Annotated in this window: 25 protein-coding genes; 5 read left to right on the top strand and 20 right to left on the bottom strand. The window is 37.5% G+C overall.

Going from position 1 to position 26,042, the window contains the following annotated elements:
• The first annotated feature begins 48 nt into the window (after positions 1 to 48).
• Positions 49 to 1,401, top strand: coding sequence for a hypothetical protein (locus BLS59_RS09595; protein WP_143014088.1), 1,353 nt, complete (start codon positions 49 to 51; stop codon positions 1,399 to 1,401).
• A gap of 19 nt (positions 1,402 to 1,420) precedes the next feature.
• Here the strand turns inward: BLS59_RS09595 and BLS59_RS09590 are convergent, their stop codons facing one another.
• The 11 genes from BLS59_RS09590 to BLS59_RS31195 all read right to left on the bottom strand — a co-directional run bounded on the left by BLS59_RS09590 (position 1,421) and on the right by BLS59_RS31195 (position 10,908).
• A complete protein-coding gene (locus BLS59_RS09590) occupies positions 1,421 to 1,948 on the bottom strand; it encodes a D-glycero-alpha-D-manno-heptose-1,7-bisphosphate 7-phosphatase (protein WP_091148322.1) in 528 nt (175 codons plus the stop codon).
• Entirely contained in the window at positions 1,938 to 2,645 is a 708-nt protein-coding gene (locus BLS59_RS09585; protein ID WP_091148313.1) for a nucleotidyltransferase family protein, read from the bottom strand. The genes BLS59_RS09590 and BLS59_RS09585 overlap by 11 nt, the downstream gene beginning before the upstream one ends.
• On the bottom strand, positions 2,638 to 3,228 hold the full coding sequence (locus tag BLS59_RS09580) for a D-sedoheptulose-7-phosphate isomerase (protein WP_091148311.1): 591 nt from the start codon (positions 3,226 to 3,228) through the stop codon (positions 2,638 to 2,640). The genes BLS59_RS09585 and BLS59_RS09580 overlap by 8 nt, the downstream gene beginning before the upstream one ends.
• 111 nt (positions 3,229 to 3,339) lie before the next feature.
• The gene (locus tag BLS59_RS09575; protein WP_091148308.1) at positions 3,340 to 3,720 is read right to left on the bottom strand and encodes a cupin domain-containing protein; all 381 of its coding nucleotides are present in this window, start codon (positions 3,718 to 3,720) and stop codon (positions 3,340 to 3,342) included.
• 8 nt (positions 3,721 to 3,728) lie between these two features.
• Positions 3,729 to 4,709: an NAD-dependent epimerase/dehydratase family protein gene (locus tag BLS59_RS09570; protein WP_091148306.1), complete on the bottom strand. Its 981-nt coding sequence runs from the start codon at positions 4,707 to 4,709 to the stop codon at positions 3,729 to 3,731.
• A gap of 216 nt (positions 4,710 to 4,925) precedes the next feature.
• Positions 4,926 to 6,020, bottom strand: a complete 1,095-nt coding sequence (locus BLS59_RS09565) for a glycosyltransferase family 4 protein (RefSeq protein ID WP_091148298.1) — start codon at positions 6,018 to 6,020, stop codon at positions 4,926 to 4,928.
• A gap of 47 nt (positions 6,021 to 6,067) precedes the next feature.
• Positions 6,068 to 7,180: a glycosyltransferase family 4 protein gene (locus BLS59_RS09560; protein ID WP_091148297.1), complete on the bottom strand. Its 1,113-nt coding sequence runs from the start codon at positions 7,178 to 7,180 to the stop codon at positions 6,068 to 6,070.
• A gap of 7 nt (positions 7,181 to 7,187) precedes the next feature.
• Complete coding sequence (locus BLS59_RS09555; RefSeq protein ID WP_091148289.1) at positions 7,188 to 8,144, bottom strand: NAD-dependent epimerase/dehydratase family protein; 957 nt, start codon at positions 8,142 to 8,144, stop codon at positions 7,188 to 7,190.
• Positions 8,145 to 8,167: 23 nt separating this feature from the next.
• A complete protein-coding gene (locus BLS59_RS09550) occupies positions 8,168 to 9,100 on the bottom strand; it encodes a glycosyltransferase family 2 protein (protein WP_091148287.1) in 933 nt (310 codons plus the stop codon).
• On the bottom strand, positions 9,100 to 10,092 hold the full coding sequence (locus BLS59_RS09545; protein ID WP_162842597.1) for a glycosyltransferase family 4 protein: 993 nt from the start codon (positions 10,090 to 10,092) through the stop codon (positions 9,100 to 9,102). The genes BLS59_RS09550 and BLS59_RS09545 overlap by 1 nt, the downstream gene beginning before the upstream one ends.
• Before the next feature lie 312 nt (positions 10,093 to 10,404).
• Positions 10,405 to 10,908, bottom strand: a complete 504-nt coding sequence (locus BLS59_RS31195) for a hypothetical protein (RefSeq protein WP_143014087.1) — start codon at positions 10,906 to 10,908, stop codon at positions 10,405 to 10,407.
• A gap of 867 nt (positions 10,909 to 11,775) precedes the next feature.
• Here BLS59_RS31195 and BLS59_RS09535 point away from each other — a divergent pair.
• Positions 11,776 to 12,870 carry an acyltransferase family protein gene (locus tag BLS59_RS09535; RefSeq protein ID WP_091148277.1) on the top strand — a complete coding sequence of 365 codons (1,095 nt, stop codon included), beginning with the start codon at positions 11,776 to 11,778 and terminating at the stop codon, positions 12,868 to 12,870.
• Between the two features lie 27 nt (positions 12,871 to 12,897).
• Here the strand turns inward: BLS59_RS09535 and BLS59_RS09530 are convergent, their stop codons facing one another.
• Positions 12,898 to 15,267, bottom strand: a complete 2,370-nt coding sequence (locus BLS59_RS09530) for a GumC family protein (protein WP_091148271.1) — start codon at positions 15,265 to 15,267, stop codon at positions 12,898 to 12,900.
• Positions 15,268 to 15,570: 303 nt separating this feature from the next.
• On the opposite strand from BLS59_RS09530, the gene BLS59_RS09525 reads away from it, so the two are divergent.
• Entirely contained in the window at positions 15,571 to 15,822 is a 252-nt protein-coding gene (locus BLS59_RS09525) for a hypothetical protein (protein ID WP_091148268.1), read from the top strand.
• 37 nt (positions 15,823 to 15,859) lie between these two features.
• On the opposite strand, the gene BLS59_RS09520 is transcribed toward BLS59_RS09525, so the two are convergent.
• From BLS59_RS09520 to BLS59_RS09485, 8 genes are all read right to left on the bottom strand, one after another.
• Complete coding sequence (locus tag BLS59_RS09520; RefSeq protein WP_091148266.1) at positions 15,860 to 16,261, bottom strand: hypothetical protein; 402 nt, start codon at positions 16,259 to 16,261, stop codon at positions 15,860 to 15,862.
• A gap of 145 nt (positions 16,262 to 16,406) precedes the next feature.
• Positions 16,407 to 17,402, bottom strand: a complete 996-nt coding sequence (locus BLS59_RS09515; RefSeq protein WP_205411228.1) for a GHMP family kinase ATP-binding protein — start codon at positions 17,400 to 17,402, stop codon at positions 16,407 to 16,409.
• A gap of 66 nt (positions 17,403 to 17,468) precedes the next feature.
• Positions 17,469 to 18,260 carry a WecB/TagA/CpsF family glycosyltransferase gene (locus BLS59_RS09510; protein WP_091148261.1) on the bottom strand — a complete coding sequence of 264 codons (792 nt, stop codon included), beginning with the start codon at positions 18,258 to 18,260 and terminating at the stop codon, positions 17,469 to 17,471.
• Between the two features lie 252 nt (positions 18,261 to 18,512).
• Entirely contained in the window at positions 18,513 to 19,979 is a 1,467-nt protein-coding gene (locus tag BLS59_RS09505; protein ID WP_091148260.1) for a lipopolysaccharide biosynthesis protein, read from the bottom strand.
• A 60-nt stretch (positions 19,980 to 20,039) separates the two neighbouring features.
• Positions 20,040 to 20,999 carry a hypothetical protein gene (locus BLS59_RS09500; protein WP_091148259.1) on the bottom strand — a complete coding sequence of 320 codons (960 nt, stop codon included), beginning with the start codon at positions 20,997 to 20,999 and terminating at the stop codon, positions 20,040 to 20,042.
• A 442-nt stretch (positions 21,000 to 21,441) separates the two neighbouring features.
• A complete protein-coding gene (locus tag BLS59_RS09495) occupies positions 21,442 to 22,917 on the bottom strand; it encodes a right-handed parallel beta-helix repeat-containing protein (protein ID WP_143014086.1) in 1,476 nt (491 codons plus the stop codon).
• A 285-nt stretch (positions 22,918 to 23,202) separates the two neighbouring features.
• Positions 23,203 to 23,991, bottom strand: coding sequence for a polysaccharide biosynthesis/export family protein (locus BLS59_RS09490; protein WP_091148256.1), 789 nt, complete (start codon positions 23,989 to 23,991; stop codon positions 23,203 to 23,205).
• Positions 23,992 to 24,624: 633 nt separating this feature from the next.
• Entirely contained in the window at positions 24,625 to 24,888 is a 264-nt protein-coding gene (locus BLS59_RS09485) for a hypothetical protein (protein ID WP_091148255.1), read from the bottom strand.
• Here BLS59_RS09485 and BLS59_RS09480 point away from each other — a divergent pair.
• Complete coding sequence (locus BLS59_RS09480) at positions 24,864 to 25,169, top strand: peptide-methionine (S)-S-oxide reductase (RefSeq protein WP_317039757.1); 306 nt, start codon at positions 24,864 to 24,866, stop codon at positions 25,167 to 25,169. The genes BLS59_RS09485 and BLS59_RS09480 overlap by 25 nt on opposite strands.
• A 113-nt stretch (positions 25,170 to 25,282) precedes the next feature.
• Positions 25,283 to 26,029, top strand: a complete 747-nt coding sequence (locus BLS59_RS09475; RefSeq protein ID WP_205411227.1) for an SDR family NAD(P)-dependent oxidoreductase — start codon at positions 25,283 to 25,285, stop codon at positions 26,027 to 26,029.
• Positions 26,030 to 26,042 lie beyond the last annotated feature (13 nt).

Below are 26,042 nucleotides of genomic sequence, written 5' to 3'. Positions count from 1 at the left end.
GCCGCAAATCCCCCTATTGCTATGATTAAATCATTTACAAGTCCCCCTGTGAAAACTATTCTATTAATGTTATTCGCTTTATCCTTTTATAGTTGCAAAAAAAATTCAACTACCGTTGATCAAGCCGATAAGGCGCCCGCACTAAGTGTAGGAAATACGACAATGTCATCATTCGCAGCTGCTGTAACTACTGTCACTAAAAACGATCCTGCCGACAACAGTAAAAACGTACAGGCATTGATAAAAAGCAATGTAACACTGTATTTTCCAAAAGCGACTTACAAGTTCACCAATTTCGTTAGCATAAAAAACATTAATAACTTAAAAATTTATGCAGAGCCGGGTACTGTATTTGTTACTAATCAAAACAAAATAATTGAAATTTACGGCACCACATCTGATATAGATATTAGCTTTATTACATTTCAATCTACCAAAGTAAGCGCAATTGAGGACACCGAAGGGTTAATTTTTGTTGCTAACTATGGGATCAACGACATCATGAATACAATAGCAATTCATGATTGCTCCTTTTCAAACCCAAATACTTTGTGCGATGCAATAAAAGTTGTTAGTGAAGGTGTAAATGCCGTAGCGAAAAACATTGTTATCAATAACAATACATTCAAAAGCATAGGCAGGTTTGGTGTTGAACTTCAAAACAACCTCTATGTGCCCATGATAGCCAGAATCACCAATTACAACATTACAAATAACAAGTTTGAGGATGTGGGAACCATACAAAAGGGTCCTGCTTCATCTTGTGTATCTCTAACGGGCTATAGTTTAAATGGCGTAGTGAATAATAACTATTTCTTAAACATGAGAATGAACACAACTGGAAGTGTTTATTACGGCATCGAGAATGCAGGAGCTGTCAATTTACAGACAAACGGAAATACTTTCACCTCAAATACTTACGGATTTACCGGAATTCTGGGCTCGGGGCCCACACCTGCGGAATCTTCTCTAAGAAATCAACCACAAAAATCAATGTGGTACATTGAAAATAACACTTTTAATCTGACCGGAAGTGCAACCGACAAAACTAAAATCCGAGCGATTGATTTAGCTGATACGCATGCGTATTTTATTGAAAATAATACGATGAAAACGGATGGACAAAACGCCAGATTTACTAACTGTTACGACGGTATTATTTCCGGAAATATAATGCAGAGCAGCACCAGCGGAAGTGTTTTATATTTTCAGTCTTCAAGTATCAAAAACAAAGTAACAGGAAATACCATCACTGCTAAAGGAGGCGGTGATACGGGAACTGTATTTTTTGAAGGCCAATCAGTTAACAACAATTATGCTTACAGTAATACATTATACAAAGCTACTGGAAAAGCTGGAGATTACAGAAACTGGAACGGAGCTTATAATAATTTCTGGTAAAATAAACCAAAAGCTTTATTTATGATTGTTTGTCAAATACAGTCAGCAAATTTACGATTGAAGGAACGGTAATATCAGCGTACACACTTGATGATTTGGAAATAAAAACTGATTTGATTCCCAGCTGCTTAGCCGGAATCAAATCAGTTTCTGAATCACCTACCATCCAGGAATTTTCAAAATCAATAGGATAATCCCGAAGGGCCTGTAAAAATAAGCCAATCTTAGGCTTTCTACAATTGCAGTTTTCTTCTGATAAATGAGGACAGACGTAAAACCGGTCTATATAATTACCGGTAAGCGAATTAATTTTTGTGTTAATGACCTCTAATGTTGAAATGGAGATCAACTTTCGACCCACACAACGTTGGTTGGTGACTATCACAATTCGTCTGAATGAACTTTTAATCTTTAGCAAAAAATCGGGCACGCCTTTTAATATTTCGATGTCATCAATTTTAAGTACATAACCGTAGTCGATTTTTTTGTTGATTACTCCATCCCTATCTAAGAACAAAGTATCATACAATTTCTGATCAGCTGACATTTTGCAACATATTTTGTGCTTTTTCAAAGTCAGTCGGAATACCAATGTCTATAAATATCCCATCATATATTTTCCCGAAAGCTTTAATTTGCGGCAGTTCTCTTTGAAAAACATCTTTTTCGATTGAAAAATTTCCAGTTAGCGGGAATCTGTCAATGATTGATCTATTCATAAGGTATTGTCCCCCATTTATAACTACTTCGTCAGAAAAACTTTTCTCCGAGAAATCGGCAACACTCGAATTTTCATTGAGCTTTACCGTTCCATACCTCTCGCCATTGGCTACTTTCTTTAGCGCAAAAACAATTTCCGCATCATTGGCTTCCATAACATGCGCTAAATCTTGCAGCGGCGTATCAAAAAAGGTATCTCCGTTTAAAACGAATGCGGATTCTCCAGAGATTTGATTAAAGGCCTGATATATCCCCCCACCTGTTCCAAGAGGCTCATTTTCAATACTAAACTTAACCTCCAAGTCAATATCTTGTAAATTATCCATGACATAGGATTCTATAAATTGATATTTATAGCCTACAGCTAAAACAACCTTTTTTACATTATTTTTTTTTAAAAAATGTAAAACATGACTCAGAAAGGGCTTACCTGCAACTATCGCCATTGGTTTGGGAACATCCTTTACAACCGACTGGAGCCTTGTGCCAAAGCCGCCGGCTAATACAATTGCTTCTTTAATCATTTTTGGTTTTAAATATCGCGTTTTCAACTATTTCGCAAATAATATGACCAATCAAAATATGACTTTCCTGAATCCTTGGGGTGTCACTGGAAGGCACATTGATTAGGATGTCAACTTCACTTTTCATCTTGCCGCCGGATTGTCCAGTTAAAGCGATGGTAAACACATCTTTTTTCTTTGCCTCCTTAAATGCCCTTATAATATTTTCAGAATTACCAGAGGTCGAAATCCCTACCAACACATCTCCCTTTCTGGCTTTAGCTTTTATCAAACGTGCATAAATATCATCATAAGAATAGTCGTTGGCAACTGCCGTGATATAAGAGCTATTAACATGCAGTGCTTCTGCATAAAGAGGCTCCCGGTCAATATAAAATCTTCCGGAAAACTCCGCTGCCAGGTGCTGGGCATCAGCTGCGCTTCCCCCATTGCCACAAAACAATACTTTTCCGTCATTTTGAAAGCATCCAGTTATTTTTTCTGATGCTGTTTCAATTAACTTCATTAACGCTTCGTCGGCAGCGAGCGCGACCTTTACTGAAATACTATCTTGGATTTTTGTTGTGATAAAATCTTGGGTCATGATATTTTAATGTGAAATTGTCGCTGTCTTAAATAGCCGATCTGCTTATGGTTGTTGGCTAAAATTAGCATTGTTAAAATTCGCCGGATGTGTTTTAAGCTGTTTCAATGTCTAAATAGCCTTCTCAGCAACTGCCATGGAAAAGTAAAGGAAACGGAGTGTTCCCGTGTTACAGATGAGACTGTGATTGGCCGTTGCCGGAACATTTAAAAAAATTCCTTCCTTCAGCGCAAACTCATGCCCATTTACAAACATCTTTCCCTCACCTTCCAGAAAATAATAATGCTCGTCCATATCTAAGTGAACATGCTCCGCTATATCTTCCCCTTGATTTAATGTTCCAATAGCTATTTGTTTTATTTGAAACAAATCGGCAAATCCTTTGCTTAAAACCCGTTTAATTCCAAATTGATGAGATGTATGAGTTTCCTCAACTTTATGTGCATCTAAGTAAATTAAACGGGTTAAGTGTTCTATCCTAGTCAGATCCATCGCGAGTATTATATTACTACTTCGTTAGCTTTTGCAACTTGCTCGGTAATCCACTGATAGGTTTTTTCCAATCCTTCATGTAATGGTTGTGAAGGTGCCCAATCAAGCTTTTCGCGAATCAGAGTATTATCTGAATTTCTACCTCTCACACCTAATGGGCCAGGGATATGTTTGATTTTGATATCTTTATTGGCAATTTTAGCTACCATATGAACCAAATCATTAATTGGCAACATTTCTTCAGATCCGATGTTTACCGGCCCTAAAAAATCACTTTTCATCAGCCTTCTAACAGCTTCAACGCATTCATGAACAAAAAGGAATGAACGTGTCTGTTTCCCATCGCCCCAAACCTCAATTTCTCCGCCATCAACTGCCTGGGCAACTTTTCTGCAAACAGCAGCGGGAACTTTTTCTTTGCCACCGTCCCATGTACCTTGTGGACCGAAAATGTTGTGAAAACGACCTATCCTTACTTCCATGCTGTAATTTTTATGGTAGGTAAGGTAAAGTCGCTCGCTGAACAACTTTTCCCAGCCATATTCACTATCTGGTTCGGCAGGATAAACAGTATTTTCAGCGCACTTTGGATTGTCGGCATCCATTTGGTTATATTCAGGATAAACGCAGGCAGAAGACGAATAAAAAATCTTCTTAACGTTATTTAAACGACTAATCTCCAACATATTAAGATTAAGGAGTGCTGAGTTATGCATTACCGCAGCATCATTATCGCCCGTGAAAAGATAGCCAGCACCGCCCATATCCGCAGCTAACTGATAAACCTCGTCAATTGGCCTATCGAAAAGAGCCTTGCAAACCTCAAAGTCCCTCAAATCCCCTACAACGAAATCGTCTGCATTATTATTTCCGTACTCATGTGCCTTGATATCCACACCTCGCACCCAATAGCCTTCACTTTTTAATTGATTTACTAAGTGGCCGCCAATAAATCCGCCGGCGCCACATACGATCGCTGTTTTGTTCATTTGTTTTTAGTTATGATAAAAAAGTTGTTTTGTTTTAAATTGAATATAGTAGCGCTGTTGGAAAATGAAAATAATTGCTGTTCGAATCATCCGGCAAGAATGATCGAGCTAACTATTGTCCCGCTATCCATTGGTTTTTATTAAGAAGAAACAGATTACCATTGCTTTTTATGATATGCGCTGGTTAATTGCTCAATTTGTATTGGTCAAAAAAAATTATTTTAAAGTATTTGGGGCTAATGCTTTATCGACCCACTCATTCAATGCCGTCATGTAACTTCTAATATTAAAATTAGAATAGACCGTTTTACTTGCTGAAGCGCCTATTTCAGACAGGCTATTCCGATGAGAGAAAATTTCCTTCAATTTATTGATTAAAGCTTTTTTATCACCTCGTGGAAAGATAAATCCATTATAGCTGTCTTTAACGACCGAGGTCATGGATGCATCATCGGAGACTAAAACAACGCAGCCGTAACTCATTGCTTCCAATAATGCCATAGGCAAGCCTTCACTTGACAAAGATGGCAGTAAAAAAATGTGCGATTGTTTTAAGACATCAAGTTTGTCCTGTCCTTTGATAACGCCCCGGTATTTATAATTAAGATCTTTAACATCCTTGATTTTTTCCAAAAATTCTTCCTTATCCGCACCCGCTCCATAAATATTAAATTCGAAATTATCTATCTCAGGACCTAACTCTGCCAAGGCTTCTAAAAGAACAAAAATACCTTTTGAACGAACCAATCGGCCTAAGTAAATTAATTTGAGCTTTGACTCAAAGTTTTTTCTGTCTATTGTAGCAGGAGATGGGATCGCATTAGGAAGTATCGTACATCTGATATCATAGTCCTCGTTGATCTTGTTATCTTCAATCGGGCTCAGGACAAATCTTAAATCAGATCCATGTAACATTTTTTTTGCTACGTTGTACAGAAAAGTATCTCTTTGAAGCGGTTGCATGAGGTAGTAACCACCATGGATATGCAGAAAAATCGTTTTTTTAAGAATTTTTTTTGCAATGATATAAGCAAAATAGTCCCGTATCAAGGCGTTCTTTTCAAAAGCCGTATTTAAATGCAAGATGCTTATTCTTCGGTTAAGTAAAACTAAAAATAACTTAGGATAAAGCAAAAATTGTTCAATAAACCATGTCAAGTTTTTTTTTTGACCATCACTTTTACCCATTCTGAAATGATGATAAACATGTTGCGAGTCATTGTTCTCCATAATCGTACGAACTACAGTAGATACGCCGCTTACCGTTTTATTTTCGTCGAGCCAGGGAGCTGTTATTAAGATATTTGCCATAGAGATACTACATTCATTGATTTGCCGCGTTAAAACGCAACGAAAGATTATTTTGTGAAGCTGGATGATACTTGATCAAACATTCTCTCATATCGATCAATCAACTGATCATTAGAAAAATGTTGGTTTTTGTATTTTTCAAGTCGCTTTTTAAGGTTGGCATAATCTTCCGGGGTTCGTTCTATAGCAGCTAATAGTACCTCATCTAAATTGAGTGGGTTACCCAGTTCAAATGTATATCCTGTAATACCCGGTTCAAAAAACTCTTTAAATCCTTCGGCATCACTCGCAATGACCGGAACATTATAGTTATAAGCGATCATTAACGGGCCACTCTGCGTAGTATCTCTATATGGTAAAACCACGTAGTCTGCGTTTGCGAAGAATGTAGGGATTTCATCGTTGTTCACATACCTGATTTCAGTTTGCACTACAGATTCATCGTCAATTAAGGGCTTGTACACTTCATCCCAGTCATTAGTTCTACCAGCAACAATTAATCGAAAGTCTTTATTAACCTTGGATATTCTGCTTACGGCGGCAAGCAAAAGATCCAATCCCTTGTAAGGTGCAATGAACCCAAAAAACAAAAAAGTTGTAACCTGTAATTTGTTGGCTTTCTCCGGTAGTTTCCCGAAATTGATCAACGGCAACGGAATGGTAAATGCTGTTTTATCCGGATAGGACCTTAGTAATATACCTCTCTGTAGCTTAGAATAGGTTAAAAAGTATTTGAAATTTTTCAGCAAGATATCTTTTGAAAGGCTTTTTAAGCGGCCAAAGCTGATATTACTATGATTGGAAACATCATGTACCCCAATGATTGTACGGTCTTTATCAATCAATAACAAAAGCATATTGATATAAACCTGGTCAAAGTTTGCAAAAAATATAATATCTGGCTTGAGCGACTTGACGGCTTTTATTACTTTTAAATAGGTTAATATCACCCTTGGGTCTCTAAAACGATGCTTTAATTGAAAAGGTAAAAAATCCAAATTTTTGTCTTTACAATAAGTTGCCAGCTCTTCATAGGAGTAATTAGAATTGGCGTATGGAATAATTACACCATAAGTGATCGTGTATTCGCTGGAAAAAAGATGCAGCATACTCGTCTGGTTATCTGAAAATGCGGAAGAAGATAAATAAAATACTTTCATTATTTGACTATTGATGGAAGTCGATCAATTCATTAATGTAACTTTTAACCTTTTCCTTATTATTAGCAGTGTATTTCGCAATCCTCGGTTCGAGATTTTCTGCTTTGGTAAAAAACTGAAAACTTCCCAGTAAATTTTCCGGCATGGCTATTTTTTTGATAAGATCATCACCGCTGGATTTAAGCTGTCGCGCTACAAAGATTTCTGTCGTTATCTGCGCGAGGGATTCATGAGAAATGGGTGTGCCGGATCCCAGGTTATAAATGCCATTTTTCCAATCATCTTGAAACAAAATATCAATTATAATTTGAGTAACATCCTCTACCCATACATAATCTCTCAATATCTCCCTGTCAAAAAGGTCAATAAATCCGTTTTCGTTAATAAATTGATAGAACCGATGCGGAAGGCTGGCATTTTTATCCTTATGAAATTCACCCATACCAAAAATATTGAAGAACCTTAACCCTATCACTTTTGAATGGTAGTTCTCTATATTGTTCAAAACCAACTTATCAAACATCCATTTCGACCAGGCGTAAACATTATGTGGATCTTCAAATTCATTTTCAATAACGCAGTTATTTGAATTACCATAAATGGCTGAACTTGACGCATAAATAAGCGGAATTTTCTTTTCAAGGCAATAATTCAAATAGAACTTTGAATGTTCATAGTTCAAGTCGAACATAATGTTTGCATCGCGAATCAATACATCCGCATTGGCTCCGATATGCAGCACAGCAGATATATCATATTTGCTGATCTGTTCGCCGATTTCTTTAACCCCATTTTTATAAGAGATGTAATCTATAAAAGAACAATCTTTTATATTTTTCAATTTTCTCTCATCGTAATCATCAATGACGATTATTTTAGTAATTGAATTTTCATTGAGTTTTTTTATAAGATTAGATCCAACGAATCCAGCTCCACCGGTAACGACGATGATTTTTTCTGACATAGCGAATGTTTAGGGGATTGTTATTATTTCGATTTAGGACTTAAAAATGAATTACTCACCAAGCGCCAGCCAACTCTTCTTACATTGTAAAAGAGATTGCTCATAAAAAAAACGGTGAACTGAAAGGCATTGTTAGTTGCTATCAAAGAATACTGATAGATAAACTTTATATTATTTGAAGACCTGAAATCAGTTAATAACTTAACCGCTTCCTTGAAAGAAACACTCTTCTTAATATCCAGGCCATAAGTATGCTCGGGAAGTTCATAAACCAAAGCATCGTAACTCACCAATAAGCTAAATCCCGCTTTTTTTGCACGTAAAGGAATATCCATATCGCCACGATGCTTGAAATTGGCATTGTTAAATAATCCTATTTTTTTGAATACAGCAATCGGAATATATAAGCCCCTGCCGTAAAGATCAAATGACTGGGACACAAAACCAGGGGGAAACTTTGTTTTATCGGAACCTTCATTTATGATCTTTTCAGTTGCAAACCAAGGATGCAGCCTTCTGCCACCATAAGTCAATTTTCCGTTATTTTTTAATGTAGACGTTGCGCAGCCGACCAAACTGGTTGGATTGTTTTCTACATCTGTTAATAGCTTTTCTATCCAATCCTGATCTACAACTACATCGTCGTTTTGCAAAATCACACCCTGGCTTTCTTTAAAGTTATCCAACACGTACTGAATCCCGTGATTAACCGCACCTGTCCACCATAAATTGCCATCGGTTTTCAGAACAATGACTTCTGGATAATTGGCCTTGATCCATTCATAACTTCCGTCAGTAGAACCATCGTCAACTATAACTATGTTCACGGTAGCTTTCAGCGGAAATTTATTGTTATAATGGTTTACCGCTTTGTCAATATAGGACAGGCCTTGTTTGGTAATTTCTAACCTGTTATATATAGGTATAACAACCGATATTACTTTTCCAATGCTCATTATGCTATTTTTAATTTATCTTTTTGAATTATATGATTGTAAGTAGAAAGCACGGTGGAAAGTATTTGCTCATGATCATGGCGTTTGATACCAGTAGCTCTTGCATTTTCCGACAGCCGTGTAATCAATTCTTTATCTCTTACAGTAAGTAATATTTTTGAAGCCAGTTCGTAAGGGTCATTTGAATTGTATAAAACGCCATTATGCCCGTCTTCAATAAGGGAGGGTATTCCGCCTACATAACTAGCGATAACCGGCACGCCCAAAAGCATAGCCTCACATACACTATTAGGACTGTTGTCTATATGAGATGGATGAATAAACACATCAGCAGACAACAATTCGGCAACTAATTCCGATTCTGATTTAGGCCCTCTGAATATAACATTAAAGTTTTGATATTTTAAGTTTGTAATGGCTTCCATAATAGCAACTATTTCGTTTTCCTGCTCAATACCAATGATATGCCATTCAAATGCGAAATTATTGATCCCGGATAATAGCCTGGCTGTTTCCAGGATTATTTCAAACCCTTTATAAATTTGAGGGTTGATGGTTGTAACAAATTTATAAACCTTATTATTGGGTTTCTTCCAAATATTTTGATAAAATGAAGGTCGCAAAACTTCTTCACAATGAATATAACCTGCGCCTTTCCCATAAAGTTCAAGGTAATTTTTATCCCAGGCCGTTCTTCCGAAAAAATACTCTGTGCCATTAATGATCCGGCCCTCTCGTTCTGCACGTTTTTGAAATAATTTATGTTCAAAATAGGTTCCGCGCCTTAATACGCGCGCACGCCATGAAGATCCCCAGTAAATATTTTTTTGCGAAATCCCCTTGGGGGACCAATTGTACAAATACGGTTTTACCAGGCCCTGGAGATGCACTACTATCGGAATTTCAACTAAATTATAAATATCGCCTATTCCTGATTCTGTTCCGAAGAGATGGATGACATCAGGTTTAAATTCTGCAATAACTGCTAACACCTGGTCAACATTAGTATCATACAGGTCGGTAAAAAGCCGCTGGCGTAATTTCCCAAGAAAACCCTGGTGTTTAAAACCGATAGGGAAATACGTGGTCCGCCCGATTACAAATTTCTCTTTCTGTTTATCGTTAAAAAAAGCGATTCCCAAAGTAATATCGTCCTGGTCCTTAATAAGTCCCTCAAGAGAACCAATCCAACCCCGGCCCGGGTCTGTTACTTTCAAACGATCACTGGCGCCGGAGGGCGTATGCGTTAACCATAGGACTCTCATAGAAGAAATATATTTATTTGTATCAAGTGTAATTGTTCTTTAAGCGGAGGCTACAATGGTTTCTTCTTTAAGATTCCTGAAAGTTTTGCTATAACAAACACCTACAGAAAACCAAACCAGCATATAACGTATGGATATAGTAGGTAGGCCATAAGGAATCATATCTACAAGCCATAAAAAAATTATAATTCCACAAGCTTTACTTAAACCATTTTTAGAGAAAAACAGGCCTAAGATACCGGCTGGAATAGTTATCAACAGAAATAGTACGACCTCGATATACCCACCCTTCAACATCAGTTGAAGGTAACCGCACTCGATCAAATCCCTGTCAATGAGTTGGTCCTGCGCGGTAACTTTATCAAAAACAGGACATAAATAAGTACCATTCATCCCCTTTCCTATCCATTCATGATGTTTCAGCCCGTTAAAATAATAGGAAAAAACGCCATCCCGCGTATCTTCAGACGCCCTGCTGGAAATCAGTTTAAAATCATTTCCTTTCCGTTGTTCAAATATAAAAAAAGCAGAAATGACCAACACAGCGACTATTATGCAAGCACTGACTTTTTTGAAAATACTTCCTTTCGAATAATAGAACAAATACAAAAAAAATGAAAACAGTAAAAAATCAATGTTCGTGAGCATTAGGTTCCTTCGGGCCAACACGGTCATTATCAATAAAGCTATTACAATTGCTATGAGCGCTATGAAACGCCTGAAGTTTGAATGATATTTCCAGGTTAATAAGATAAAACCGCAACCGGTCGAAAAAGCCCAAACCTCTTGTTCAGCGATATCAGCATTTACAAAATAGTACCGCGAGGTAAGCACAGCAAAAAAGATAAAGGCAAATCCCAAATAATAAAACAAGTTGAACATCTGCCTGAACACAACTCCACCCTTTGGCAGAAAAGCGGCAAATGGTATGAGCAACGGCCAAAAAGTAAAATCGGAGTAAAGATATCGCTTAATTGCTAAGTAGGATAAATCCAGACCATTGAAAATGATAAAGACCGACCAAGCCGTGAACAACCAGAAAAAAAGTTTAAAATAACTACTCTCAAATTGAAACGATAACAGTTTAAACCCTAACCAAAGGAAAGACATGAAACTGACCGTTTGAAATAGCTGAGCTAAAATAGGGCTGACGGTAAAAAAAATAATATTTCCGAATGAGAACAAAAAAATGCTGAGTACAAATAACAAAATCCGCCTTTTGACGACGGTTTGGTCAACATGGGAATCGGTATTGTACATTTTGTGTATCAAATATCAAATATTTTAGTAAACGATAATGGTAAGTAGTAATTTAAAACATAAACTATACCGTAGTGTAAATTCTTTAAGATTATTTTTACCCGTTCGATATTACTATGACTAGATAAAAATCTTATCAAATTTAATTAAATGAAAAGTCAAACTTCAAATTCAAGGTTTTTAGAAAGTTCATCAAGTGCCTATTTAGACACCCTAAGAATTTGCGCGGCGCTATCAGTTTTGATATATCATGTTTATTTTCACTGGTTACCTGCTGATAAGATCACTGTTGCTTTTGACCGCATTTCTCACACAGCGGTGGTTGTCTTTTTTGTTCTGTCGGGATATGTTATCGCGTACACTACTTCAAATAAAAACAACTCGGCAAATGATTATTTTATTGCCAGGTTTAGTAAACTATATTCAATTGTCCTGCCGGCCATCATATTAACAGGCATTGCGCAGTACTTAATAAAGTTGTTTTCGCCAGAGCTTATCTTAAACTATGGCAGGAACGCCGGCATTTCACATTATATCATCTCCGCTTTGTTTTGCAACGAAATTTGGTTTTATTCCGCTGCTCCACAGTTAAATATGCCGCTTTGGTCTTTAAGCTTTGAATTCTGGTATTATGTTATATTCGGACTTTTCTATTATCGGAAGTTCCAAAGAAGTTCCCTCCTGCTTGCTATTGGCGCCTGCCTCATCGCCGGTCCCAAAATATTATTAATGATGCCTATTTGGCTGTTTGGCTATTTCGCTTACAAAATACCACAGAAATTCGTACTCAATAAGTTTATGACCTGGTGTGCGGTAAGTATATCAATCTTAGCAACCTTTATACTCGTTTACTTTGTAAAACCATTAAGCGATTTGGGTACCTATCCATTGGTTTATGCAAGCCAGTTTTTGACTGACTGGATGATAGGAGCCGCAATTGCAATCGGTCTTTATTTTTTACCCACTACTGACGCGAGAGCAAAAATGAACAATACGGCACTCAGCATTAGAAAAATAGCCGATTTAACATTTCCATTATATGTTTTACACTTACCCTTGATCATCTTATGGGATACATTTTTAAAACTTGATAAAAATATTTCGCAAAATATCTGGAAGCCAATAATTGGCGTCCTTATATTATCCGGATTAATGGGCGTGTTTTTGGAACGGTATAAGTATCTGTATGTAAGTTTTTTTACCCGACTGTTAAAAACTTTAAAGATGAATCAGCGGAAAAACTAATGGTCAAACCTTTTTGGCGAAAGAATTTTAAAATCTGGTTAAAAATTTCTTCATCCTGACTTTACGTGCTTGTTTAGAACCGAGGTTTGGAATATGATAATAATCGTTTTGATAGTTATTGCCATAACCATACCGGCCATTTTCAATTCCATTAAAAACAATCTGAATATTTTTCAATTGTCCTTTTAAATAAAGTGAGTTTATAAATTTAAGCAGGGATTTATAAGTAAATGCCTGCCTGATTATATACAGTGTGATATCACAGTACTTAGATATTAACTTGGCATCTGTTACCAAACTTACCGGAGGAGAATCGACTATTATTTGTTGATATGCACTTTTCAAATAAGTAAATAGATGATCCATTTCTTTTCGTTCAAACAGCTCCGAAGGGTTATTTGGTATAACACCGCAACCTATAACGTCAAGGTTATCAAAGACACCGGATTTCTGTACAATCGCATCTACCTTCACTTTCCCGTTTAAGTAGTCAATTAAACCTTTATGTTGTTTTGCCAGCTTGAATGAATCTATTACCTGGGGCTTACGAAAATCCATTTCAAGAATTATTGTTTTTTTTCCCGAAAGGGCCAGTGAAGAAGCTAAATTGGAACTGATGAAACTCTTACCTTCGTTAGCAATACTGGAAGTCACCAAAGTTACAACCCCATTTTCCGCATTTAAATTTTGATAAACCAGGTTGGTACGTAAATCCCTAAATTGCTCACTTATGGCTGTGCCCGCTTCTTTAAAGTTAACGATGCCATTTGAGGTGGTATCTTTTGAGATTTCACTAAAAATTTCGGTTTGAAGCTGGCTTTCGATTTCATCGGCGTGCATAATCCGGCTATTCAAATTCAACCGGCCGTAAATAATTGCGGCAGGCAGGCACAAGCCAAACAAAACTGCTCCCAAATAAACAAACAAGGCTATTGATTTGGCAGGTCCCGAATAAGCATAGTCAACGATCCGGGCGTCAGGTAAGATAGCTGCATAGTTCAATGCTACCTCTTCTCTTTTCTGCAGGAGATAATTATATAAATTTTCACGGATAGTTTGCTCCCTTGTTTTACTCACCAACGCGCGTTCTTGCACAGGAACGTTTTTAATGGACGACTCGTAATTTGAATTATACCGCTCTAATTTATCTTTAACCGATTGCAGGGATACTTTGATGGACTGGATGTTTGCCTTGATCTCCGCTTTTGTTGACGAAATTTGCCCGTTGACTGGCTCAAATGCCGGGTTACTTTCAGGCGTGTTGGTCAGCATTTTATCATGCTGCAGCTGAAGCTGGGAAAGCTTTTCAATTAAACTATTTAAGTTTGGATAGGAAGAACCCAGCGAAGCAGAGGCACTTTGTATGTTTTGCGGACTATTTAATGATTTTTCAACAGCTCCTACTATACTTAACTGAACATTGATTTCATTTAATTTGCTGTCATTTGACTGGGCATTTTCAAGATAAATTTTAGATTGCGAAGAAATATCTGCGATTCCCTCATTACTGCGAAAATTCTGAACCTCATTCTCAGATGATCTTAAATCCCCCGAGAGAGACTTTATACGGTTGTTGATGAATGCGAGGGTGTTTTCAGTCAGGCGATTTTTCTCGGCAACATTATTCAGGTTATATAAGTTAATTAAGCGATTAATTACATCTTTACTACGCTGTTCATTTTTATCCTTTAATGATAATTCGATTACAGGAACAAGTTTATTGGGCTGTTCAGCCGTGATTGAACTTTGATAATTGGCTGCTGCCAGACTAACCGGATTTACGACTACAGTAAATTCAGTTCCTGCTTTAAAATCAATTCCTTTCCTGAGAGACAATTTCCAGGACCCCATTTTGCTGGATAAAATCTCATCGAAAAAATATTTTTTATAGGACAAATCCGCCCCCCTCAAAAAAAACGATTTGTTATCATTTAATTTGATTTTCAAAGTAGTTATGGTATCCTTTTTCGATGCCCCCACGGCTTGGAAAACTATCGGGCTGCTGGTATAGACATCCACAGACCTGAATCCATGTTTTTGGTAATAATTGACCTGCAGTTGCAAATCAGTTACCACCTGTTCTATTAACCTTCTGGATTGGAAGACTTCCAATTCATTTTCAGCCAACTTAGATTTTCCATATACATCAATTTCCTGGAGTTGGTTTTTTGAATCCGGTTCCTTTTTTTCGTCATTAATGATAACTGATGCCTTTACTTGGTAAACGGGAACGGAAAGTTGAAGGTAAACATAGGCCAATGCAAGTGAAACTGTCAAAAACGCTATAAAAAGCGGCCAATGGTATAAATATCTGTTAGCGACTGTCCAAATATCTGATGAGCCGCCTTTCTCTTTTTGGGGATTTGGAATCGAAAACTCGGAAATTTTTGCACTCATGAAGATGGATTTTTATAAATGGCGAACACATTTCAGATGAATATGCTGCTTAAACGATAAAATTAAAATAATAGGTCAATATCGGACAAAGTTATCTTAGACTTTCACAGTTATGCGCACTAAATAACTATTGTGATTTTTTAAGAACCAATGCTTGGTATTTACATCAGAAAAATTTTGGAAACTCCGGCATAATACTTAATTCGTCAATCTTTCTGCAAAATAACATACACAACTACAAATGACCTAAATAAATGTAACCTTTTAAATTTGCCGACGTAAAAGAAGACAAACACAAACTAAATGGAACATAAACCTAAAAACATAACGGCTTCAGATTACAAAAAAATGCGGAACCTGGTGGATGAATTTAGTTCCCCAAACGTAAATAAGCATTCATTGAAATTTGGGAGAATAATTTCTACCGGCATTGGTTACGTCATTAGCGTAGTGGCTTTTGTAATGCATTCCTTTAAGTTTATTACCTCAAAGCTGAAATCTTTGGCTATTCAAAAAATCCAGGTTCAGGAACCTAAAACTTTATTTGAAGAATAACGAAAAATCAAAAACCATTGGATGAATAACAGACTTATTATTCGCCAACAACATAATCAAAATTCACCTCTAACCCGCCTGACTCAACTGGCAGCACATTGTCTCCGCCAACTTTGATATTTTTATAATTTATGGTAGAATTAATAGTGCTGGCTTTAGGAGCAATAATTTTTACATTAATTTTGCTCCCCACTTTCGGCGCAAAACCATAATTATATTCAAAACCGTTGGAACTTTTTGTTTTTATAGTATCGCTCGCCGCACCGGGAGGGCTGTAAGTAATGATCACTGAATAATCAGCGTTTGCCCGAGTTATAACACGGAAGAATTTATTTGTTACGTCGTAATTTGTATCTGCTGGATTTGGTTTTATATCGTCTACTTTACAGCCCGAAAAACCAATCAGAATTAGGGAGAGAATTAATAAGTTATTTTTCATAAGATAGTTATGTTTTTCCTTTTCACTTAGATAAAATTCGGGTAGTCAAATTATATCCGGTAACATCCTAAAAAGAATGTTAATATGCACTTTGTAACAATATCGGGGAAAAATAGTTTGGTTTAAAAGAGATTTCTGACTTATTTTATGTTCGCCAGGTCAAAACACCTTTATCAGAAAAATTGATACGCTCTACTTGCCCGTCAAATTTGTTTAATACGTTTATCAGGTGATATAAATAGCCATTTTTAACATAAAACATCATATAGCCTCCTCCTCCTGCACCTGATATCTTTCCGCCAAGCGCACCGTTATGAATAGCTGCATCGTATATTTCGTCAACAAGTGTGTTACTGACCTCATCTGCGGTGTCCTTTTTTGAAACCCAACTATCATTCAGCAAGTGCCCAATGTCGTTCAGCCGGCCCCTAAGTAATGACTCTTTCATATCGTATGCCAGCTGCTTTAAAGAATGCATGGCATCGATAGACTTAACGGCCTGCTCGCTGACATTTTTCACTTGCGCATCGATTATTTTAGAGGAAAGGCGGGAGGTGCCTGTATAATATTGAATCATTGAGAATTCAAGTTCGTATATATAATTCTGCTTGATCCGCAAAGGATTAACAACTACCCTATCCTGATAAAATTCCATAAAATTGAAGCCTCCGAATGTCGCCGCGTACTGATCCTGCTTGCCGCCGGATAACTCAAGATCTTCTCTTTCTATGCTATAAGCCAGGTGCGCCAGATCGTAATCACCAAGCGGCAAATCTAACCATTCTGCAAATGCAGCCAGGATAGTTACTACAAGCGTGGAAGATGACCCTAAACCTGACCCTGGTGGGGCATCCACATAAGTTTCCAATTGATAAAAAAGGGGTTGTTTAATATTGAACTCTTTTTTTACCCTGTTATGAATCCCTTTGATCAGGGCAAGCTTACTGTCTGAAAGGTCAAATTCCTCCACGCTATTAAAAATGTGGTGTTCATTAATATCATGGCATTTGATTACAATTTGAGGAAGGGAAAGTGGGGTTAATGTCGCATAAGCAAACTTGTTTATGGTAGCATTAAGTATCGCGCCGCCATATTGGTCCGTGTATGGACCCACATCCGTTCCCCCACCGGCCAAACCCAATCTTAAAGGAGCTCTTGAACGTATTATCATAATATGATTTTTAGGAAAAATGTTATCGCTGACAATCTAATTTCTAAGATCTTTTACCACTGCATATTTAACTATACCGCTCTTTTGCAGCATGAACGTTCCAACAAATACACTATACATGATAATGTATCTTTTCCATAGCCTTTTAAAATCTTTACCAAATAACCTGTACATCCACTCAAACCCTGATTTTCTTATAAAATCGGGGGCCATTTTTACGCGGCCACCAAAGAAGTCAAATGTTGCCCCTGATGCTATCAGTACAGAACCCCGGATCTTTTCTATATTTTCATCTATCCAATAATCCTGCTTTGGCGTACCCAGGCCAACGCAAATAATATCCGGCTGAAGCGCATTGATTTCATTGATAATTTGTTCGTCCTCCTCTGGTGTCAACTTTCTGAAGGGGGGAGACATATGACCAATAATATTGATATGTGGAAATTTTTCTTCCAAAAACTCTTTCATTTTCACACACACATCTGGTGCCCCGCCATATAAATAAAATGTATAGTTTTTGACTTTGGCGTGTTCAGCCAACATCAATATCGTATCTGGCGCAGCGATCCTGTCGCAATCCATTTTTTCGATTTTATTGATCCATTTTACAAAAGGAATTCCATCCGCCCCGGTTATATCTGCATTGTTGTAAATCCTGTATAACTCTTTATTACTTACAGACAATGCCACATTATATGCGTTTACACATGCGATGTGATGGGAACGGCCGTTTTTGTTTGCTATCCACTTATCAACTTTAGTAAACAATTCATCATATGTTATAGCGTCTACGCCTATGCCTACAAAATTTACATAACTACCTGTCATATTACTATTAATTGATTTTTGGATTATTTTTTTTTAAATTTATTCTTGGAACCTCGATACGCTTTTAACAGCTTTGGAGAGTTTGCTTGAAATTTGCTTGATATTATAAAGAAACCATTAGTTACTACGCGGGATCAACCAGAACAGGAGGAACCCAATGGCCATCCTACTTTCGCATTAATAGGCCAATTGTTGTTCAAGGTCGAATTAGGACGGCTATTTTGAAACTAAAAACGATTACAATTCAGGAGATTAGCTGAATTTTAATTTAAAAAAGTTTACAGAATTCTTGATATAGGATACTTCTTCGATATTTAATACAAATGCAAACAATACATAAGCAACCATACCGACGAATAGCTTAATGATGACCTTAACCGTTAACAACATTTCAAAATTGGATAATAATTTTTCAGCCAGTAAGGTAACAGCTATGATAATTATCGAATCAAGGAAATATTTGCTGAGCCAATTGATCTGCGTCCATACAGAAAGCCCGACTTTTTGTGAAAAAAACGTTAAGTAAGTTATATACTGGCAAATTGCAATAAACAACGTACACAATACGACATATTTTATACCAAACTGCACCATCGCTAAAACAAGCGTGATCTCTACGATTGAAAAAATTGTGAGTATCCTTGTTGAAAGCTTCGCGTATCCTTTAACAAGTAAGACTTCCTTATATACGATGACGAGCGGATAAAAGAGCTTGACAAGGCAAAAGAATTCTAAAAAAATAACTGAACCTTCCCATTTTTTGGTAAACAATACCAGTGTCAGATCGCGGGCGTTTACAAAAAGTAATGTAATTAACGGGAAAGTAATGAATGCCAGTATCTTCACCGTCTTTTTCAACACCATCACCAGTTGTTGTTTATCGTCCTGAACCTTTGAGAAAACCGGAAAGGCCATCTTTAATACTACGCCTTCAACTACACTGGTTATCAATTCTGGAAACCTGCTTCCTCTGTGAAACAGACCGAGATCAGCTTTATTGTAATATTTACCCACAACCAAATTATTAAACTGCGCAATAGCAAAGAATACAATACTGCTGAATAATATATTTAGTCCGAATGGCAACATCGATTTTATCGACTGGTAAGAGAACTCTAATTTCGGGCGCCAGGTTGAACAATATAGATAACCCAACAGCATAACTATTTGCGCGCTTAAAGTTGACATGACCAATGCCCAAACACCAAAACCCTTATATGCCAAAATGATTCCAACAATACCGCCGGTCAGCGAACCAACCATATGCGAATATGAAATCTTTTTAAATTGTAATTCTTTCCTTAGTAAAGCGCTAGGTGTTTGGCCAGCAGCATTGATAAATATCCCGAGCGCCACTATTCTTAATACTGAGGTAAGTTTAGGCGCAGAAAAAAAAACGGAAATGTAAGGCGCGACTAAAATCACCACAACAACCATTGCCAGCCCTAAGAAAATATTGATATAGAAGATTGTATTGATCTGTACGGAAGTAAGGTCTTTCTTATGAATAAGCGATTTCTCGAACCCGCCATCAGTAATGGCCGCTGATACTCCCGAAAACACCATTGTTAACGCTAACAAACCATAATCATTGGGGCTCAATAACCTGGCGAGGATTATCCCTACAACGAACTGAACAAAAAGCATAGAGAATTGCTCAAGTAGCGACCAGATCGATCCCGTTATTGCTTTTGATTTTAGATCCGACAAGTCTGCCATTACGGAAGATATTTTTATATATGCTGTAAAAGAATTTTGTTATAACGCAGCCAGTAACAGTTACCAGTAGCAGCCCTGTTCAACTGCCTGGAAGTTTTCAGGAACTTCCGATGAATTGGGTTTAACCCAATATTCATTTATTAATCTTTCTTTGTAATCCAAGTAATTATCTTCCCAGCGCTTACCTTTTATGCCAAAAAGCAATTGCGTTGCGCCGCCTAAATGAATGGCTTTTTTTCCCATTCGTTTAACGTATGCTGCTAATGGCAGGCCATAAGCGCCACACCCTATTATTGCAACATCAAACGACGTATCATATATGCGCTCTTTCATGTAATCCAGCGCCTGGAACCAACTTTGAAAGCTGCTTTTATTATTGCTTATGGTTTGGACCGCTTTAATTGTTTTTAACTCAAAATTCGGAAGGACTCTTTTATCAGCAAACAAGTATTCGCGCTTTTTATACTGGCTGGTAATACTTTCTTCGTAAGGATGAATGACCAGTATTGTTTTTCCCTCCAATTCCTGGCTCCAGGGATTTTCGTGATTATAAGGCTCTAAATTCAGCAATCCAACTTTAGTCGAGTTTTTAAGCTGATCTGAAAACAAAACCTCTTCTTTTAACCAAGATCCCAAAACGTCTATTTCCGCCATATCGTTCAACATCAACTCCCCGAACATTGCCAGCATTTCCGGTGTTCCGGGAAAGAAACCAGCAGCAGTGCACATGGATGAAAAAGTAAATGGTTTCCATTTATAGGCGTCGATCTTACCGGTTATATATTCGAAATATTTTATGGTTGATTTTTTCTGATTGACATAGTTTAGAATACAGTTTAATTCAATTGAACCGAGTCGCGAAACCATTAAAGGTGCATCCCCGGCCAACTTTGATTTGATCAGATCCGACGCGCGCTGGTCAAATACATCAGTGTAAGATGAGGGTAACTGTCCCCTCAAATTGTATTTTACCGGATATAATTTTTTTGCGATGAGAATTGATGTATCAAGCAGTTTCATGATTTAGCAGTCAATTAGAGGAGTAGAATTGTCGCTCTGTTTCACTTGGCATTAAATATACTCTGCATTTTACAGGCTTGTAACTGTCATTGGCTGCATTATATTTATTTTTACGGAGTCTTCATACTTACCGAGTGTTTCGCTAATTTGCTATTTGCATTTCACGGCAGCTAAACCCCAGGCCTGCACCTGTTTTTTTGGGTATCAGCGGAGTTTTGATTTGGTTATTTTACCAGTTTGTATTCCAGTAATTTAAGCCAACTCTATTTTCCTACGAATACGATTTCAGGGTAAGCAAAAATTGGGCAACCTTTATTTCATAGGCGAAATGCCATTATTAGTGGCGAAAAGTACCCAGGTTGGGTATTGTTAAAAGAAAAAAATGGGGAAAAATGAGAAAAAAAATAAACTAAACAGAAATATATAAATATTGTGCCAAATATTAATGATAGTTATTAAATGCTCCAGCCCAGTTAACATATCCGCCTGGTTTACCTCCGGTCTTTATCAACTTATTGTTGTAGGCATTGTTATTTTTAGTGGTACTGCCGTTAAACATTACCACGCCGTCATCAGGACCGGCACTAGCATCTAATATATTTTTATATACAGTATTATTGGAAGACGAGATCTGAAAATATAAGACATTTCCATTTTTAACTTTAACAGTATTGGAAATTACGTTACCATTTTGGCACTCTGTAAATTTCATTCCAATACCATCGGTAGTGATGACATTGTTGGATATAGTGAAACCGTTGGTATAACTTATATCCATGCCCCTGATTTTTGTTTTATCAGTAACACTTCCTGTTAATTCGATAAGATTGTTTTGAATTGTCCAATTCCCTTTTAACATACCTCCACGTGCAATGGATTCAGCAGTAGATGGGCCGGAGCCTAATATCCCTGTAAAACCATAGGTACTTGTATGGATGTGGTTTCCATTTGTTGTCAAGCCAACCGCACCTGCATTTTCAATTCCATAATAAACATTACCGGAAGTATTCATATGCATATCCTTAATGTCATTATTATTTATCTGACCATTTACAGAATAACCGCTTACGGAAATACAGGACGGCGCAGGGCCGGTTTGTATTGTTCCTATATCAACAAAAGAGTTATTATTGATATAATAATTTTTGTAGCGGGCCAACATCGGCGCGTAAAGGTGGTTTTGAAATTCAACCCCCATTCTGCCGATACTCAAAAACTTATTGTTGGTTACCGTGATATTCTCAATCATCGATTTTTTTCCTTCACTTACCAACTTAATGCCGTTGCACTGGCTTTTTGGATTTGTAAACTGACAATCATGGATGTTAATATTGGACATCAAGTCATTATCGCCATAACAAGCAATAAATATAAGCCCCTCTGTATCATTTACATTACTTACTTTGGTCGAAACGAAACTGATGCCTGATATTTCAACAGTTGACAGATTTCCACTTAAGGTGAGTATTTTATCCTGTGTACTTTTGAAAATTGTTCCGGCTTCCCCGGTTATAGAAAGGTTCTGGACAGCATTGACATTAACAAATTGATTTATATCATATGTGCCTTTAGGGAAAAAAAGATTGATATTGCTTTTAACCAAGGACTTGAAAATTTTACTATCGTCTGCATTGTCATTCGGTTTGATACCATATTTGGTCACGTCAATAACACGCAAAGCCGTCTTTGGCGCCGGGTTGGCAACTACTGAATTAATGGCGCTCAATACAGCATCCGTGGGCAGCGTCGCACCGTAAAACGCCGATGAATCAATGCTCACCATTTCAGTTGGCGGGGTAACTGAAGGGACAGTTGTCACTGTTTTGCTTTCCTTTTTACAACTGCAGTTAAACAATGAAATTAATAAGATAACAATATTTATCATGCCAATCTTAGTAAAAAAAAGTCTTGTGCCCATAGCAGTTATTTCATTTTGAATAACTTTTACGGACTTGAATATTAATTTGTTACCGAAGTGCGGAACGCTTGAAAAAGTCAGCAATTTCTACCCGCTCGACATTAATTTTTAATTAAATTATTATTATACTATAGGCTTTACGGCCAGAGTGATTAATGTTTAAGCAAAAGATTTACTATGCAATAATAAATTTTCCTTTGGTTAAATAAATAAATTATTGCAAAATAAAAACACGGCCCATCAGTTGAGGAAAATCCCTCAGCTAAACATCTTTAGAAATGATAATTATTTATGGAATACCAGATATCCCAAAGTGATAAGGGCGGAAACGGCGGAGATGATCAAACTTGCTCCTCTGTATCCTTGATGTTCAACAGTTGATGCTTTTAGCTTTCCAGGCTGAACGAACACAAGATCATTATTTCGTAAGTAGTAATAAGGCGACTCAAGCATGGCCTTAGATGTCAGATCAAAAGGTATGATCTCCTTTTTTCCGTTTCTTTCCGTTATTAACAATACATCTTTTCGGTTTGCCGTCACATTTAAGTCTCCGGCTAAACTGAGAGCTTCGGTGATCGTCAACCGCTCACTGCCGCTTGTATAAATATTCGGATGCGCAACGTCACCCAATACAGAGATTTTAAAATTAACTATCCGTACCGAAACAGCAGGATCTTTAAGATATTTAGGCAGTCTCTCCAGAAGAAGGGCTGTTAATTGATCTGTCGTTAACCCCGCAACCTTAACCATTTTTAACAAAGGAAGGTCGATTTCCCCGTTTTGATTCACAAAATAGCCAAATACCGTTGAATTGGAATTATTCAAATTCACTTGTACGTTATTATTGAACAGGGACGCCGTTTCCGGTGTTAGACTACTTACATTAATAGATAATTGATCCTCAGGCTGAATAACCATAGGGCTGTAGTTCAATTGAAGGTCTGTAATTTTGGTCTTATCCACGTCTTGAAAATACGGAATATTCTTATAGGAAACACATGAAGATGAAATCAATACCATCACAAGAAGAAACACGAAAAGCTTAGAATAGCCCAATAGGTCTTTGTTTATCATATTTTTTAAATTCCAGTTAAAAATTAATAACCCATTGCCTTGGTTCAGCCTACGGATTAACTTTTAAGATAAAAACACTAAACAATAATCGTACTAAAGTCTTATCCCTTTGAAGAGTACCGGGGAAAAATAAAAATCGGTATTTGTTTCCCCTTATAGTGTAAATACTTTCCCATGCGGTGCCGCGATTACAGGAGTATATAAATTGCTATCGATTTGTAAAGCACAAATAGAATCGATCTTGTATAAAAGAAATTGTTACATAGATAATATCTTGATTTGCAGTAGCCGGTTAATTTTGATAGGTCAATAATTTAGAGGAACATGGTTTGAGTTTCTTTTTGTTTAAGATTTTGATTGTAACTACTTGGAAAATAAATTCGTCTATCAAAACTATTATTAATAAAAATTGCGGTTTTTATTGTGGGTCAACTATTACAGGACTTTCCCAAAAACAATTGGGCATCTGAATCTATATTACCAGTATAGTAATAAGTTTCGGTGAACATGACCGTAACATAAACGGGGTCATCTTTGAAAAATTAGGAAATTAATAGAAGAATTAATCTATGGAGATTATTCTGACACCTAAAAATCATGACCTCTTATTTGTCGTATAATTCAATTTATCCCCTATATGCACTTGGAGTAACCCCTTCTAGCCATCCTTTCTTCCATACTTATTTGATTCGTTTGTTCCTTTTCGAACGTTGCAGAGCCATCTTCAAGGGTTTTGCCGGCAATAGCCGCCTCATCACCGTTGGTATTCGCAGAACTCAGTGACCCGGTCAGTTCATATAGCTCTCCGCGTGCGATACTGATCTTGTCTTTAATCAGCTCGCTGAATTCTTTCAGCTCGGTATCGTTGTACTTTGTTTTGTTTGTTTCTTCTATCATGCAAGTATCGCTCAGCGATCTATACTTTCAATGAAGCGCAAACGGAAAAAGCTGCGCAAGCAATTGAAGATTTGCAAACCGACTTTAGCGAACCCATCATCACCAAGGTTCTCCACTTCCAAACCTTCAAACTCAACGAGGAAAATTACCTGGACTATTATTATAAAGACCCTTCAAAACCCTTTTGCCAAAACATAGTCAGTCCAAAGCTGAAAATACTGATGGCCAAATTTGCGAAGCACATCTCGCCTGAACATCTGCCGCTTTTATCTGCCCTCTAAAGCAAAATAACACCTTCTTCGTGATAATTGTCACGCTGGTTTAGCGTCAAATGCCCTTGTCAGCTTCGGCTGCCAAGCCGGAGATTTGCTGTACAAAAAAATTCTTAAATATTATGAAATTAGTAAATAAAATAGCCGTTATTAGCGGCGGAACCGCGGGGATCGGGCTGGCCATAGCGCAAAGGTTTGTCAAAGAAGGCGCTTATGTATTCATTTTTGGCAGAAGACAGGATGCCTTGGATGAAGCGGTCAAATTAATCGGCGCTAATGTTACCGCCATCCAGGCAGATGCCGCAAATCTACAGGACCTTGACCGCGTAGCAGAAACAATCCGCCAGGCCAAGGGCAAAGTAGATATCGTAGTATCAAACGCCGGTTTCACCGAACAGGTTCCGCTTCGCGAAATCACCGAAGACCATTACGACCGCACTTTCGACCTGATGGCCAAAGGCCCGCTCTTCCTGGCGCAAAAGATGTTACCAATGATGGGCAGCGGTGGCTCAATCATCCTGGTCGCTTCAGCGATGCATTATATGGGCCTGGCCAATCATTCTACCTACGCTGGTGCGAAAGCGGCATTAAGATCATTTGTTCGCACCTGGGCTGCAGAATTTAAGGACAGCGGTATCCGCGCGAACCTCTTGAGCCCCGGGCCGGTGCCGACCGCGATCATGGAAGGGCAGGCCGATACACCGGAGGCACTTGCCGCACTTCATCAGCATTATGCAAACTATGTTCCATTGTTAAGGCTTGGCACACCGGAAGAACAAGCCAACGCAGCGGTATTTCTTGCGTCGGATGAAAGTTCTTACGTGACCGGCGCGGATCTGGTCGTGGACGGTGGTATCAGCAATATCTGATGATCAGTAAAAG

Origin of the sequence: Mucilaginibacter pineti (genome assembly GCF_900101875.1) — a bacterium.
Classification (GTDB): domain Bacteria; phylum Bacteroidota; class Bacteroidia; order Sphingobacteriales; family Sphingobacteriaceae; genus Mucilaginibacter; species Mucilaginibacter pineti.
Note: the sequence above shows the minus strand (reverse complement) of the source record. Positions and strands in the feature narration are given on the sequence as shown.